Source organism: Peribacillus deserti (assembly GCF_016909175.1).
Lineage (GTDB): Bacteria > Bacillota > Bacilli > Bacillales > DSM-1321 > Paraperibacillus > Paraperibacillus deserti.
In genome coordinates, this window is the sequence record NZ_JAFBFI010000005.1 from 130709 (window position 1) to 145325 (window position 14617).

Genomic DNA, 14617 nt, shown 5'->3' on the forward strand with positions numbered 1-14617 from the left:
AAGCCATTATCGCAGCTAGTATGGAAGAAATGTAAATCATCAAGGTCTTTGTCACCCTTTACCTGAATTATGCTTACTTCTTATATATTATATTTGAATTAAAAAAAAGCAAGTGAACTGAGGTAATAACATTAAAATCCCCCTCAGCTTTCTGAAGGGGTTAACCAATTGAATCAATTCAGCACTCGATTTACTGCTTCTAAAACACGGGATTCATCAAAAGGCTTAACGATAAAGTCCTTGGCTCCGGCTTCAATAGATTCTACAACCATTTTTTGCTGGCCCATGGCCGAGCACATAATAATTTTCGAATCTGATTGTTCTTTTTTCAATTCCTTAACCGCATCAAGCCCGCTCATCTCAGGCATGGTTATATCCATGATCACTAAGTCTGGAGACAATTCTTTGGATAATTTCACGGCTTCTCTTCCGTTTTCAGCTTCCCCAACAATTTCATGGTTTGCCTTAGTGAGGATAGTAGAAAGAGTCATTCTCATAAATTTTGCGTCATCCACAATAAGTATTCTGGCCACTTAAATCCCCCTCAAACACCAAAGGATGTAAAAATTACCTGTATCTGGTAAAAGAATATATTCTTAATATATCCGACTTTTATACTATTTTCAATTAAAATGATAGATTATTCTTTTACCAGCCTAAAGATTAAAAGCCTTGGAAGCCGCCAAACAGAGAGGTTAGGAAGGAAGTCAGCCTTACCATCCAATTGAAAAATAGAATAATTCCCATGGCAATCATAATGACTCCGCCTGCTTTGACCATTGTCTGGCTGTGGCGCTTAATCCATTTCATCCTTCCTACAAAAAAGGATAATATAAAAAACGGTACAGCAAACCCGAGGCTGTAGGCCGTCATGTACATAACACCTGAACCCGGATTTGATCCTGCCAAACCTATTACAGTCATTAATATTGGACCCGTGCATGGTGTCCAGCCCGCCGCAAACGCAAGTCCTATTAAGATAGAACCCAAATATCCGCCTGGTCTATTTTTAAACTCAAACTTTTTTTCCTTCATTAAAAAATCAAAATTAAATACCCCTATAATGACTAAGCCGAAAAATACCATTAAAATGGCCCCGATTTGCCTGATTAAATCATTATAATTGTAAAAAAAGGTGCCGATTAATGATGATCCGAATCCCAGAGCTATAAATATTACAGAGAATCCCAGCAAAAAGAATATCGTATGTAAAAAGCTTCTTCTTTGGAACATAGGTTTTTCCGTTTTGATATCACTTACGCTCATTCCAGTAATATAGGATAAAAACGCAGGATACAATGGTAAGCAGCAAGGGGAAATAAAACTTAAAAATCCTGCTCCCAGTGCAATAAATATATTTACATCATTCATTTTCACAACCCCTAATCATGTCTATCTAACCTCTATTCTACCAAATTCAGCATAACTCTTAGCCGTAAAATATGAAATTTATTTGTACGCTTTATCCTTGGATTAGCTTGAAAACCTAATATCTCATAAAAATATATATGAAAGATTGCGAGTCATTAGACTTTAAGGGCTGATGTTTTTGCTCAATGGCACCTAATATTTGTATTTATTTCCTACATGTTTTATACTTCTATACATCACATATTTACATATATTTCAAAACACCGTAACAATCATAGTTTCTTGGAAAGGAATCCCGTCAGTGAGCAAAGAAGACTTATTATCCCTCATAGAAAAAAAGAGATCGGAATTGATTTTAACAGCTTCCGAGTACGGTTTAAGTTCAGCTTTAGCTCTGGAGCGGAGCCAGGAACTAGACAAACTCCTTAATCAATACGATCAACTATATTTACAGAAAGACTTTCGACCCGCTGAGTATTCGTATTCACACTCATAGAAAAAAGCCTTTTCCGTCGCCGGAAAGGGCTTTTATTAATTTACCGCTTTTTGTATTCTATCTGCTAAACCGTTTTGAAGCAAATACATCTTATAATAGAGCTTTTGTAGTGCCAGCAGTTCCTGATGTGTACCTCTTTCTACAATTTCACCTTGATGCAGAACTAATATTTGATCCGCATCCTGGATCGTTGAAAGACGGTGGGCAATTGCAATGGTTGTTCTGCCTTTGCGCATTTTTTCTAATGCAAATTGAATCGCTTCTTCTGTTTCGGTGTCAATATTGGCAGTCGCCTCATCAAGAACCAAAATCTTAGGGTTCGCTGCGATCGTTCTTGCAAAGGCTATAAGCTGCCTCTGGCCGCTTGAAAAAGTCGAACCCCGCTCCACAACCTCATGATTATATGCTTCAGGTAGTTTTTCTATAAAAGTATGGGCCTGAACAAAATGAGCCGCATCTCTTATATCCTGGTCGGTAATAGCAGGGTTATGAAGCCGGATATTGTCTTTTATCGTTCCGTAAAACAAGAATGCATCCTGAAGCACTAATCCCATTTGCTTTCTTAGTTCTGCATCTGAATATTTTTTTATTGAAACTCCATCTATAGAAATTTCACCTCTTTGATATTCATAGAAACGCATCATAAGATTAATGATTGAACTTTTCCCGCTGCCCGTGTGGCCTACTAGAGCTACCGTTTCTCCTCTTCGTGCGGTAAAGCTGATATTTTTTAAGACATCTCTTTTGCCGTCGTACGAGAAGTTTACATTTTTAAATTCCACTACTCCGTCGTTAATGAGATGATCGCCCTGCACCTGCTGGCCAGGAGCCAATTCGGTTTCATCCATAATTCTGAACACTCTCTCACCAGCAATAATAGCCTGCTGAAAAAGGGATAATCTCATCATCACCTGATTAAGCGGCTCAAAAAAGCGGTCAATATAATTTATAAAAGCATAAATAACCCCAATTTCTACTGGACTGTTAAACGAAGAAATTCCGAAAAAGCTTAAAACGATGATCAGTGCCAGGGCATATATTAAATCTATGGCAGGGCGAAGGAGGAGGCCGTCGACCTTAATATTTTTCATCCCGGCCGCGTAATGTTTTTCGTTGATGTCTTCAAACTCTTTCCGAAGCCTTCGCTCCTGCCTGAAAACCTGTATAATTGCCATGCCCTGTAGAGATTCATTAATCTTCGCATTCAGCTGGCTCAGCCGTTCACGCATATCCAGGTAGTAGATAGAGCTATACTTCCGATATGTCCTCATAACTAAAAAAATGATTGGCAGGATAAGCATGCAAAAGAAAGCCAATTTTACATTCAGAACAAACATGGCAATAAAAATGCCTGTCAGCTGAAAAGCACTTTGAATAAACGTACTGATGACACTTACAAACATATCTTTAATCGCTTCTGTATCGTTGGTAATCCGGGAAACAAGACTGCCACCCGGCGTCTTATCAAAGAATTTCATTCCAAGTGATTGTACTTTTGAAAAAATGTCGATTCTCAGCTGCTGGATAATGCTTAAGGCAATCTGCTGAAATTTAAGGAGCTGAAAGTACATGAAAAAAACCATGGCAATCTGTATTCCCATATACGCTGTACCAAGCCCTATGATGGCTGATCTGTCTAAGTTTTTCGGTGTTAAATAATCATCTATGAAAATCTTAATGATGATTGGGCTGAATATATTTCCCAATGTCATCATTAATAAGCAGAAAAAAGCAATGAAAATAATCTTTTTATGCGGTTTTGCATAACTGAGCAAACGCATGAGAACTTTACGCTGCTCTTTCCCATTTAAAGACAGGTTTTCAGTATCCATGTTCATCCTCCATGCTCCACAAGCTCTTCAAGTTGCTGCTGTAAGTACATTGTTTGATACCAGCCATCTTTTTGCATTAACTCTTCGTGAGTGCCCTGCTGAATCATTTCTCCTTCATCAAGAACAAGGATCAAATTGGCATGCTGAATGGCACTAAGCCGGTGTGCTGTTATTATTGTCGTTTTCCCTTCCCTGTTTTCCTTCAGGTTTTTCAAGATGATTTCTTCTGTTTTGGCATCTACTGCAGATAAAGAATCATCGAGAACTAAGATTTCTGGATGCATAATCAAGGCACGTGCTATGGAAATCCTTTGTTTTTGACCGCCGGATAGTGAAACGCCTCTTTCCCCTACAACTGTTTCGTAACCATCAGTAAATTGAAGAATATCTTTATGGATGTAAGCACTCTTAGCCGCTTCCATAATATCAGAATACGAAACTTCCGGATCCGCAAAAGCAATATTATCTGCAACTGTTGCAGAAAAAAGAAAATGGTCCTGGGGCACATAACCTATTGAGCGGCGAAGGCCTTCAAGTGTATATTCTTCAATGTTGTGACCGCCAAAAATAATTTCTCCTGTATATCCATCAAATTCCCTGATTAACAGCTTTAAAAGAGTAGTTTTACCTGATCCTGTTTTCCCGACAACTCCTAATGTCTGGCCTGGCAATAAGGTAAAGTGAATATTTTTCAATACCGGAGAATCTTCATTCGGGTATGTAAATTCCATTACATTAAACTGTATGGCACCCTCAGCTTTTGCATGTATGGCGGTTTCTTTTTCAGTTATATCCACCTTTTCATCAAGCAGGACCATGACCCTGTCATAGGAGGCACGTCCTCTTTCTACTATATTAAACAGCCAGCCAAACGCCAGCATCGGCCAGATTAATAATCCTAGGTAAGTCGAAAAGGATACAAGTTCCCCAATTGTTAAATCGCCGGCCAGAACATATTTGGAGCCATACGCAATGGAAAGAAAAAAGGAAATACCCACTATAATAGAAATAGTAGGATCAAATAAAGCGTCAATCCTGGCAACAGTCATATTTTTCTTTACTACATCCTCTGATTGTTTTTTAAAGGATTCAATATCCTCCTGCTCCTGCCCAAAGGTTTTTATAACTTTAATGCCGTTAATACTTTCCTGGGTTTTATCATTTAAGTCAGAAAAGGCTTCCTGTGCTTTATGAAAGCTCTTATGAAGAAGGGATCCATAATAGCTTGTAAGATAAGCCATTATCGGCATGGGAATCAAGCAAATCAGCGTCAGCTTCCAGCTTATAAAGGCCATGGCAATAATGACCGTACCCCCAGTAGTTAATGAATCCACGAGCGTTAATACTCCAGCACCAGCAGTCTGCTGAATCGCCTGCAGATCATTAGTGGCATGTGCCATTAAATCTCCGATTCTGCGCCTTTGATAAAATGCCTGAGACATCCTAGTAAAATGGCTGTACAATCTGTTTCTCATCTGCCTTGTAAGCTTAACAGCCGAACCGAAAATCATAATTCTCCAATAATAACGGAGAGCATACATACCTATGGCCGCGGCTGCCAAAATGCCCAGCCACTTAAATAGTATCCGTAGGTTTAATATGTCATTTTGAATTAAATCAACAATAACTCCTATGACCCTTGGCGGAATAAGCTGGAGCATAGCTACAAAAACCAGCAGACCAATTCCCAATCCATAGGCCTTTTGCTCCTGTTTGAAGAACCATTTTAAATCTAAGAATATCTTCACCATCGATTCCCCCAAACTGCTCTATATCTCTTAAATTTTAAACGCTTTCCTATTTTATCAAATTTGAGGAAACAGAAAAAGGTTATAAAAGATTATTATGAATATTTGATGTATTTAGAAAGGTATTAAAAGCTGAAATGGCGCGTTTCAATATCGGCTTGGAATAAGTTTTAGTAAGATTACGCCGCCATTACTACTTACATTAATAGAAGAAGTAAGGGATAAGTGATTATTTTGATGGACTTTGGATCTTGAAGTTAATGAGGGGATAGTAAAAGTTAAAAATATATAAGCTCCGATTCGAGAAATAACAGTTCAGGATCGGAATTGGTGGAAACAAACTTCCAGATTCTTGAGCGATCAAAAGATGTTCTGGAGTAAAAATACAATATTCTAGATCGAAGTTGTATCCATATGTCAGGTTGGAACTGCCATCATAACCGTAAAACCACTTCCTCTTTTTAGCGTCATCACCTTCAGTAAGGAGTGCTCTAAGTAGAGTAACAATAAACAAGACAAACAATCTAAAAGGAAAAAGCGAGACACCAGAGGGTAATTAACTTTTTACATTTCCGCTCCCAGCCAGTAAAATAACAGTCAAATAAAAATATTTAAAAAAAGGAGAATAATTTCCATATTCTTTGTTGCAAACACTTGTTCTTATATGTTATGATAGACTCAACAAATAAAGAGAACTGATTGTTCGAAAGACGGTCAAGCTATTATATAATCGAACCAAATCTAAGCCGCAGGTTGTATTGCCGTGCCTACAGAAAAGGTTGTAGCGGCAAGCCTAGCAGGTATCTGGCTCGACACATAATACTCATTATTTTTACTTTGCCGATGAATGCTGATGAAGCTATTTTGGACACATTGTGTCTGTTCTATATTCTGCAAATGCTGAGGCACTCGTTTTATCTACTTCTGGGCATGTCTGTTTAGTCCTAGTAGTTAAAGTCAACATGAAATTTCCTAAAAAATATATCGAGCCTTTCAGCCTTGCTGACAGGCTTTTTTTATTTTTGGGTTAAAGACTGTAACAAACAAAAAAAGCACTCGCGCTTGAGTGCTTGTCTGCCTTATTTTGTTTGTTTGTTCATTGCGCTCATCATTTGGTTGATTTTCTTTTGGGATGGTTTCATTCCCATTTGCATCATCATCATTTTGAGCATTTGTTCATTAATTGGCGGATTTTTCTTTAGGTAAGTCATCATATAGCGACGAGCAATGAAAAATCCTAGTGCTATCCCGGCAAGCAGTGCCACGATACCAACTAGTATTTCCGTCCACATACTATTTCCTCCTTCATGTTGTCTATCAACAGTGTACTAAACCAAAGGTTATTATACAATATCCGAATAATAATTTCCTTCTTTTAAGCCGAATTTTCTTTCTTTGATCGGTTTGAGCCAGCCAAACTTCCGATTGGCAAGATCGAGGGCTAGAAAACTCGATTCTGTTTTGCGCAGACATTCAAAAAACTCGGTTTCAGCTTCAAGGGAACCCTTCGCCTCTATTACTAATTGGTTTTCTTTCACACTTAGGATTGCGCTGCTAAGGCCATCGTTCTTTTTTATACAATATACCCCATTGTTTTCACTAAAATCCCTGTTGTTTTTCAAATGCTGCTCGAGTGTCTTCTGCAATCGCAGCAATGGCAGGGGTTTTGTAATATATTGAATTTGCTTGCGTATAATTTCTTGTAAATTTCCTGAGGACTTGGAGTAATCTAAAAACAAATTATATAACTTGATTTCACGGCCGAAATAATGTCTGGCTACTTCATCGTCTATTAAATATAAGTCGTAAATTCTCACTCCAAACACTCCAATCGCAATCTCTTTTATCTAGTATATATGCCGCCCGCCGAAAGATATGTTGATTATTGGAGAAAAAATAATGTTTTTTTGTCGAAATCTTATAATTCTGACACTTTAATTCATTATAAACGATTCTTTGTTTCTTTTTCCAATTTAAACTAAAAAAGCCTGCTTCCTATTAGGAAGCAGGCTATATAGGCTATATAAATTAGTTATTTTGAAGAAGAGCTTTCACTTTTGATACTACATTATCTACACTAAAGCCAAATTCTTGAATAACTGTATTACCAGGGGCAGAAGCACCAAAGCGGTCAATGCCCAGCACATCTCCTTCATCGCCAACATATTTATGCCAGCCGAAGCTCGAACCCATTTCAATGGCCAAGCGTTTTCTGACAGACGGAGAAATTACACTTTGCTTATATTCCTTCGTTTGTTCTTCAAAACGATCCATTGATGGCATGCTGATAACCGATACATTTATACCTTCATTAGCCAGTGCTTTTTGTGCATCTACTGCCAGGTTAACTTCAGATCCGGTAGCAATCAGCAATGCATCTGCTGTTTCCTTACCAGATGCAGAAATGATATAGGCACCCTTCTTAACACCTTCATATGCATTTTTATCTGTACCTTTAATTGTAGGCAGGTTTTGTCTTGTTAGCACAAGAGCATGTGGTTTGTCTGTGCTTTCAACTGCAACTCTCCATGCTGCTGCTGTCTCATTTCCGTCAGCCGGTCTAATAATGGAAAGTCCAGGCATTGAACGAAGGGAAGCTAACTGTTCCACCGGTTCATGTGTAGGACCGTCTTCCCCTACTGCCACACTATCATGGGTAAATACATAGGTAACAGGCAGCTCCATAAGCGCAGCTAAACGGATAGCTGGACGAAGATAATCAGAGAATACAAAGAATGTACCTCCAAATACTCTTAATCCACCATGAAGTGCAATTCCGTTCATTGCTGCTCCCATTCCGAATTCCCGCACACCAAACCAAATGTTTCTTCCTTCATAAGCACCTGGGAAGTAATCACCAGAACCCTTGATCATAGTATTATTAGAGCCTGCTAAGTCAGCAGAACCTCCAATAAGTGTCGGCATATTTTGTGCAATCGCGTTCAGAACTTCTCCACTGGAAGCACGGCTCGCAAGGCTCTTTCCTTCCTCATACACAGGGATGGCTTGATCCCAATTTTCTGGAAGGTCTCCCTTAATTGCTTTAACAAGCTGGTCTGCCAATTCCGGATGAGCTTTTTTGTATTCAGCAAATTTTTGATTCCACTGCTCTTCTTTTTGAGAACCAGCTTCAGCAATCGTCTTTTCAAAGTGGGAATATACTTCATCCGGTACATAGAAGTCTTCTTCAAATGTCCATTTGTAATATTCTTTTGTTAATTTCATTTCGTCTTCGCCAAGAGGAGCTCCATGAACTTTTGACGTTCCTGATCTATTAGGAGAACCATAGCCAATGATCGTTTTAACTTCAATCAAAGTCGGACGAGTAAGATCGCTCTGCGCTTCCTTTATTGCTTTGGCAACTTCATCCAGATCGTTGCCGTCTTTAACCAGGATGTACTGCCAGCCATAACCTTTATATCTCTGTTCAACGCTCTCTGTCATTGATTTGTCCAGGTCACCATCAAGGGAAATATCGTTTGAATCATATAACACAACTAGTCGGCCCAATTGCAAATGGGCAGCTAATGAAGAAGCTTCAGCAGAAACGCCCTCCATCAAGTCCCCGTCTCCACAGATGCTGTACGTGAAATGGTCGACAACATCAAAATTCTCTCTATTGTAAGTAGCAGCCAAATGACGTTCTGCCATTGCCATACCCACTGCCATGGCGATACCCTGCCCAAGCGGGCCAGTGGTAGCTTCTACACCCGGTGTATGTTTGTACTCAGGATGTCCCGGCGTTTTGCTTCCCCATTGGCGGAAGCCTTTAATATCTTCCATTGTAACTCCATAGCCAGAAAGGTGAAGCAAGCTGTATAACAGCATAGATCCATGGCCAGCCGATAATACAAATCGGTCTCTATTAAACCATTCAGGATTTTTAGGATTATGATTCATGAATTGTGTCCAAAGTGTATACGCCATTGGAGCAGCCCCCATTGGCAAACCCGGGTGGCCTGAGTTCGCCTTTTCGATCGCATCGATCGATAATGTACGAATCGTATTGATGGAAAGTGCATCAATTTTTTCTATCATTTTTATAAGACTTCCTTTCCTTATGTAAAAAATTATTTTATTTTTTTATATTATAGTCCAAATAAGAGAAACACAACTAATAATACCTGAAACAAACTGTATATCAAAGAAAAAAGACATCCGACTCTATTTTGTGTAAAAAAAAAGAATACATGCGGCGCTGTATCCCTTTCCTTCTATTATTAAAAGTTAATGCAAATTCTTTCTTTGTTTAATCTGCTTTAATTTTTCCGGTGTAACATCATTTCCTTCAGGGTCGATAACCGTCACATTTTCTAGTGTATTGGCCATTGAATTCCTGAAAGTCTCGAGATATTCTCGTCTAAGTTTTGACTGTTCTTTCGCCTCATCAGTTGATAGTCCTTGCTCTTTGGCTTTTTTAGCCAGCTGATTTATTCTAGAGAGTTTTTCTTTGGAAAGCATAGTTCAAGCTCCTTCATTGTTTGATCCTTGTAGTTATGGTATACAAATCAAACCAAAATAACAAGCTATATGAACTATTCTCCGGTTTTTGCCGCTTCTAAAAATCTTCTATGGACAGTCGCTCTCGAAATGTTATACCCAAAGCCCTTCAAGGTAGCTGCGATCTCTTCGAAGGTTAATCCATTTCCCCTAAGGCGGATAATCTCTTCTACAGGAACTTCCTTTCGCTCCCTCCCACCGAGATTCCCTTGATTTTTGAGGTTTTTTTGAGGCTTATACCCTTTTTCTACAGCCTCTTTCATTCCCCTCTTAATTTTCAGATTATGGATCTTTCTTTGATATTCCTCTACAATAGCTACAATTTGAAGAACCATGGAATCTGAATCTGAGACTTCCATTACCCCATTATGTGTAAGTGAATACAGAACTGCCTCCTCTTTTAAGAGACAGTGGAGAAGTGCAACTTTCGCATTTCCTCTTCCAAGCCTTGTTTCATCCTGGATTAACACTGCGTTCGCCTGTTTGTCTTTTAATAGAGAGAGAAGTTCAAAAATGCCATCCCGGTCTAAATCGTAACCGCTCGCTTTTTCGCTTATGATTCGCACGACCTGGAACCCCAGTCTTTCCGCCAGAGCCAAAAGCTCTTTTTCCTGGCGTACGATCGATGTTTCCTGTTCTGCCTTTTCAGTACTAACACGGCAGTAAATAATAGCTTTCATTTAAATCAACCTTTTGGATGTAATGTCATAGCTGGTTTTCTATTCACTTGCTAAACTGCCTGTACCAGCGTCCAGTGTGTAAGGTATTTTTATTTCGTCTCCGGTCCGGATCAGGCCATTATTAATCTTGTTGTTCTCTTCTATCCAGCTTATCATTTTTTCCTTTGGAAGGTCATCTGTTTCATATCTTTCAGCAATGGTCCAAAGTGTGTCTCCTTCGGCTACTGTCACTGTAGCAGATTTATATTTTTCTTCGGAATTCTGTAAAAAAATAAGCGAAAATATAAAGATAATGGCTAAAAAGGAAATGGTATAAGTATGATTTCTTAATAGGTTTTTCATATATATTCCTCCCGAATGTTTGTTCGATGTATCCAAATTATAAACCGAACACTTGTTTTGTGTCAAACAAAATATTCGAACTTATGTTTGTATCAGACTTCCTTACATGGTATAATCAGGACAAGATAATATTATGATAGGGTGCGTGAAAAAATGACTAAACTTTCTAAGAGGCAGCTTGATATATTAGATTTTATTAAACATGAAGTTAAGCTGAAGGGGTATCCGCCAAGCGTTCGTGAAATAGGAGAGGCAGTCGGCCTCGCTTCAAGTTCTACTGTGCACGGACATTTAGCTAGGCTGGAAAGCAAAGGGCTGATCCGCCGGGACCCTACGAAACCAAGAGCCATTGAAATTCTGGAGTTAGATGAAGGATCCCACATCCCTAAAAGCAATGTGGTGAATGTTCCTCTCCTAGGTAAGGTTACAGCTGGTCTGCCGATTACAGCTATCGAAAACATCGAGGAATACTTTCCACTGCCTGAACACCTTGTGCCGCATGATGACCATGTTTTCATGCTTGAGGTAATGGGGGACAGTATGATTGAAGCTGGAATATTAGACGGGGATTACGTAATAGTCCGTCAGCAAAAAACAGCGAACAACAGCGATATTGTTGTAGCCATGACGGATGAAGACGAAGCTACTGTTAAGAGATTCTTCAAAGAAAAAGATTATATCCGGCTTCAGCCTGAAAACTCGTCTATGGAGCCGATCATCCTGCAGAATGTAAGCATCCTGGGTAAAGTCATCGGGCTTTACAGGCAGATTCATTAAGAAAAAAGATAGATTCATATAAAAAAACCTTTTCCCAAGTTTGGAAAAGGTTTTTTTGTTCCTGCTAAAGATAAGTTTTCCTACTAAAAAAGTTAAAAGGCTGCTGGAAAGATGACTTTCTAAACACTTCAGTTGTTCCCGTTTCTTCTTTTAAGATATTCTTCAATTGGCGCAGAACTTCTTCTGCAAAAGGTATTTAATACGATAATTTAGTCGTTAAAAAGTTTTAGGGGACTCAACAACTCATATCATAGAAGAAAAGTCTGCTATACTCATAGAAACTTCAACAACAACTTGTGAATCTTTGTATCCCTTAAAACCCACAGCTCCTATTTTGATTCCGTGAAGGTTCATCGTATAATCCTACAACGTCATGCAGGATAGCATCACTTTAAGCCGAGTAACAGCCGGATTCCGTACCGAGAGATCATCACTGCGTATCTTTATGAGCAGATCCTTTAGAATAATTCTATTATGTGCAGATGTTAATCAAACTTGGTCTATTCATTTGTCACTAGCTAAATTATTAAATTAAAGTCTTTCTCTGCTAACTGTCCTGAGTGCTCTCAATTCTGCATGCCATTTATACTTTATTACCATTCACTTAAAAAAACTCCCGATTCATAAACCAAGAGCTGACATATATAACCTTAATTAAACAAGAGCCTCTTCGGTTTTCTGGTTTGAATACAGCAGGTTCTCGGGATTTAAAGGGTGAAGACTCTCAGGGACAAATAAACCGTCTTTTCTGATCAGAACTCCGTCGAACCAAATTTCTCCTCCACCGTATTCAGGTCTTTGTATGTTCACGATATCCCAGTGAATATTAGAGTCATTTCCATTATAGGACTCGTTTTTATAAGACTGGCCCGGAGTAAAGTGAAAGCTCCCTGCAATCTTTTCATCAAATAATGTGTCATCCATTGGATGTAAAATATGAGGATTAACTCCGATCGCAAATTCACCGATAAACCTTGAACCTTCATCCGTGTCCAGGATACGATTAAGAGCCTCTGTAATACTTGAAGCAGCTTTTACAATTTTACCGTTTTCAAAAATAAATTTAACAGAGTCGAACTTTGTTCCTAAATAGGTGGTAGAGGTATTAAAGGTGATTACGCCGTTAACTGAATCTTTAACGGGTGCAGTGTAGACTTCTCCATCCGGGATATTTCTTAGACCGGAGCATTTGATGGCGCCTAAGTCTTTAATAGAGAAGTGAAGGTCCGTTCCTTCACCTTTTATATGTACTCGGTCCGTTTTATCCATAAGAGCCTTAAGTTCATCCATCGCCCGATCCATTTTTTGATAATCCAGTGTGCAGACTTTGAAGTAGAAGTCTTCAAATTCTTCCAGTGACATTCCAGCTTTTTGGGCTATTGAGTAAGTAGGATATTCTAAAAGAACCCATCTCGTTTTATTAATAATATGGTCTAGAACTGGCTTCATCGCATTTTGCTGAATCCTTTTTTGTTCTATCCGGACATTTGCGCTTTCTTTATCATTTTTCAATCCAAAAATCCGGATTGCAGCTTTTATATCCTGCCACATGGATAAATCCCATTTACGCTGCAGTTCGGATCGTTCTGGAGTTGTTCCTTCCAGCAGCAGTCTGGCTGACTCTTCATCTACAATCTTTAAGAATGGAAAGGCGCCTCTTTCATAAGCTCCTTTAATGAGTTCTTTTGCTAGCGGAATGCCTTCTCCATACACCTCAATCAATATAGGTTCACCTTGTTTTATTTCTGTGGAATAGTCTAAAAGCCCATTTGCCAGCTTAGTTAATCTAGGATCTTTCATCTTTTATCCCCCTTTATAAAAATCGACTATAAGGTCAATTTTGTTTTCAATATTCTCTATTGTCAAACTTTTTCATCTTACAATTTCCCCCTTTATTTGCTGTACTATCTTTCCGGATACTTCTGTACTTTACCGGCTCGAAGTATGCATAAAAATAGCCATTATTTGATATTCTAAGCTTAAAGGAATATTATGGAGGTAAGGGCATTACAAACTAAAGCAGGAAAAGGAGATTAAATGAAACAATATAGAGTAGACTATTTCGTCCAAAAGCACGGTACTGATGATATCCGGAACAGCATTATAGTTAACTCTGTTGCAGATGAGTATGAGATTGTTAAGCTCGGCAAAAAACAAATTACAAAAGTTGAAGGCGTATTAAGCCAGAATATATCTATAACGACAATAGCCCCTCTTGATTAAGATGGGGCTTTTGTTTTGAATTCCAAGATCACATATAATTACGCCGATTTTCAAAATAATTGCACCGTATAAAAAAATAATTGCGCATTTTTTCAAATAATTGCATCATATACGAAAATAATTCCGCCGTTCAATAAAATCGCAGAAAGATATGCTCCGTTATGCCATCCATTTAATCAATTTGATTGAATTAAACTGAATATGAATGCAATTGCGGCAAAAACTTTTATTTTCAACCAGTGAAAATTTCCAGCCAAATAATCTATCTAATACTCTCTTTCCTATTTAGCCGCTCCATAGTTCTAAGAGTCTCCTCGCAGCCTTCCGGTTTATGTCTTTCTAGGTGGATTCGGAGCTCATTCCAGCGCAATGCATGGTTATCTTCCTTATATCTATGAAGCTGCTTTTCCAGCTTCTCCACCACAGCAGCCATGTTGCTCAGGATATCATAACAGGACTTGTCCGATAGGTGAATCCTTTCATTGGTTTGTACATGATATACAATGAGATCGCTTCTATACTTAACAGCAGAATTTGTAATCGTGCTCATAGGGTAAAAACTCCATTCATTTGAGTATGTATCACGATTCTGCCCCGATTGTATAACATTCATTCACTGTTAAAAGTATATTTTGACCAGCATCTCGC

15 protein-coding genes are annotated in these 14617 nt (G+C 38.6%); 3 read left to right on the top strand and 12 right to left on the bottom strand.

The window, feature by feature from the left end; all coding sequences use genetic code 11:
- Positions 1–173 precede the first annotated feature (173 nt).
- Both JOC77_RS07450 and JOC77_RS07455 read right to left on the bottom strand, forming a co-directional pair.
- On the bottom strand, positions 174–533 hold the full coding sequence (locus JOC77_RS07450; protein WP_204540997.1) for a response regulator: 360 nt from the start codon (positions 531–533) through the stop codon (positions 174–176).
- Between the two features lie 130 nt (positions 534–663).
- On the bottom strand, positions 664–1371 hold the full coding sequence (locus tag JOC77_RS07455) for a cytochrome c biogenesis CcdA family protein (RefSeq protein WP_204541000.1): 708 nt from the start codon (positions 1369–1371) through the stop codon (positions 664–666).
- Between the two features lie 301 nt (positions 1372–1672).
- On the opposite strand from JOC77_RS07455, the gene JOC77_RS07460 reads away from it, so the two are divergent.
- Entirely contained in the window at positions 1673–1867 is a 195-nt protein-coding gene (locus tag JOC77_RS07460) for a Spo0E family sporulation regulatory protein-aspartic acid phosphatase (RefSeq protein ID WP_204541004.1), read from the top strand.
- Positions 1868–1902: 35 nt separating this feature from the next.
- Here JOC77_RS07460 and JOC77_RS07465 read toward each other — a convergent pair whose 3' ends face one another.
- The 8 genes from JOC77_RS07465 to yneA form a co-directional block, all read right to left on the bottom strand.
- Positions 1903–3699 (bottom strand): ABC transporter ATP-binding protein, encoded by a 1797-nt coding sequence (locus JOC77_RS07465; RefSeq protein ID WP_204541007.1) that lies wholly within the window; start codon positions 3697–3699, stop codon positions 1903–1905.
- Between the two features lie 2 nt (positions 3700–3701).
- A complete protein-coding gene (locus JOC77_RS07470) occupies positions 3702–5447 on the bottom strand; it encodes an ABC transporter transmembrane domain-containing protein (RefSeq protein WP_204541271.1) in 1746 nt (581 codons plus the stop codon).
- 1079 nt (positions 5448–6526) lie between these two features.
- The gene (locus JOC77_RS07475) at positions 6527–6739 is read right to left on the bottom strand and encodes a YneF family protein (protein ID WP_204541010.1); all 213 of its coding nucleotides are present in this window, start codon (positions 6737–6739) and stop codon (positions 6527–6529) included.
- A 51-nt stretch (positions 6740–6790) separates the two neighbouring features.
- Complete coding sequence (gene sirA / locus JOC77_RS07480) at positions 6791–7264, bottom strand: sporulation inhibitor of replication protein SirA (protein ID WP_204541012.1); 474 nt, start codon at positions 7262–7264, stop codon at positions 6791–6793.
- Between the two features lie 211 nt (positions 7265–7475).
- Entirely contained in the window at positions 7476–9485 is a 2010-nt protein-coding gene (gene tkt, locus JOC77_RS07485) for a transketolase (protein WP_204541015.1), read from the bottom strand.
- 189 nt (positions 9486–9674) lie between these two features.
- Positions 9675–9908, bottom strand: a complete 234-nt coding sequence (locus JOC77_RS07490) for a DUF896 domain-containing protein (protein ID WP_204541018.1) — start codon at positions 9906–9908, stop codon at positions 9675–9677.
- A 74-nt stretch (positions 9909–9982) separates the two neighbouring features.
- Positions 9983–10627 (bottom strand): YneB family resolvase-like protein, encoded by a 645-nt coding sequence (locus tag JOC77_RS07495; protein ID WP_204541021.1) that lies wholly within the window; start codon positions 10625–10627, stop codon positions 9983–9985.
- 39 nt (positions 10628–10666) lie between these two features.
- Positions 10667–10969: a cell division suppressor protein YneA gene (gene yneA, locus JOC77_RS07500; RefSeq protein WP_204541024.1), complete on the bottom strand. Its 303-nt coding sequence runs from the start codon at positions 10967–10969 to the stop codon at positions 10667–10669.
- A 153-nt stretch (positions 10970–11122) separates the two neighbouring features.
- Between yneA and lexA the strand changes: the two genes are divergently transcribed.
- Positions 11123–11746: a transcriptional repressor LexA gene (gene lexA, locus JOC77_RS07505; RefSeq protein ID WP_204541027.1), complete on the top strand. Its 624-nt coding sequence runs from the start codon at positions 11123–11125 to the stop codon at positions 11744–11746.
- A gap of 654 nt (positions 11747–12400) precedes the next feature.
- Here lexA and JOC77_RS07510 read toward each other — a convergent pair.
- Entirely contained in the window at positions 12401–13546 is a 1146-nt protein-coding gene (locus JOC77_RS07510) for an aminopeptidase (protein ID WP_204541030.1), read from the bottom strand.
- A gap of 237 nt (positions 13547–13783) precedes the next feature.
- Here JOC77_RS07510 and JOC77_RS07515 point away from each other — a divergent pair, with 237 nt between their 5' ends.
- A complete protein-coding gene (locus tag JOC77_RS07515; RefSeq protein WP_204541033.1) occupies positions 13784–13969 on the top strand; it encodes a hypothetical protein in 186 nt (61 codons plus the stop codon).
- A 262-nt stretch (positions 13970–14231) separates the two neighbouring features.
- Here the strand turns inward: JOC77_RS07515 and JOC77_RS07520 are convergent, their stop codons facing one another.
- A complete protein-coding gene (locus JOC77_RS07520) occupies positions 14232–14519 on the bottom strand; it encodes a hypothetical protein (protein ID WP_204541036.1) in 288 nt (95 codons plus the stop codon).
- Positions 14520–14617: the final 98 nt, after the last annotated feature.

Bases quoted from the DNA above. Each gene is read 5' to 3' on its own strand.
- JOC77_RS07455 (WP_204541000.1), bottom strand. From the start codon at position 1,371: ATGAATGATGTAAATATATTTATTGCACTGGGAGCAGGATTTTTAAGT.
- JOC77_RS07465 (WP_204541007.1), bottom strand. From the start codon at position 3,699: ATGGATACTGAAAACCTGTCTTTAAATGGGAAAGAGCAGCGTAAAGTT.
- JOC77_RS07475 (WP_204541010.1), bottom strand. From the start codon at position 6,739: ATGTGGACGGAAATACTAGTTGGTATCGTGGCACTGCTTGCCGGGATA.
- tkt (WP_204541015.1), bottom strand. From the start codon at position 9,485: ATGATAGAAAAAATTGATGCACTTTCCATCAATACGATTCGTACATTA.
- JOC77_RS07490 (WP_204541018.1), bottom strand. From the start codon at position 9,908: ATGCTTTCCAAAGAAAAACTCTCTAGAATAAATCAGCTGGCTAAAAAA.
- JOC77_RS07495 (WP_204541021.1), bottom strand. From the start codon at position 10,627: ATGAAAGCTATTATTTACTGCCGTGTTAGTACTGAAAAGGCAGAACAG.
- yneA (WP_204541024.1), bottom strand. From the start codon at position 10,969: ATGAAAAACCTATTAAGAAATCATACTTATACCATTTCCTTTTTAGCC.
- lexA (WP_204541027.1), top strand. From the start codon at position 11,123: ATGACTAAACTTTCTAAGAGGCAGCTTGATATATTAGATTTTATTAAA.
- JOC77_RS07510 (WP_204541030.1), bottom strand. From the start codon at position 13,546: ATGAAAGATCCTAGATTAACTAAGCTGGCAAATGGGCTTTTAGACTAT.
- JOC77_RS07515 (WP_204541033.1), top strand. From the start codon at position 13,784: ATGAAACAATATAGAGTAGACTATTTCGTCCAAAAGCACGGTACTGAT.
- JOC77_RS07520 (WP_204541036.1), bottom strand. From the start codon at position 14,519: ATGAGCACGATTACAAATTCTGCTGTTAAGTATAGAAGCGATCTCATT.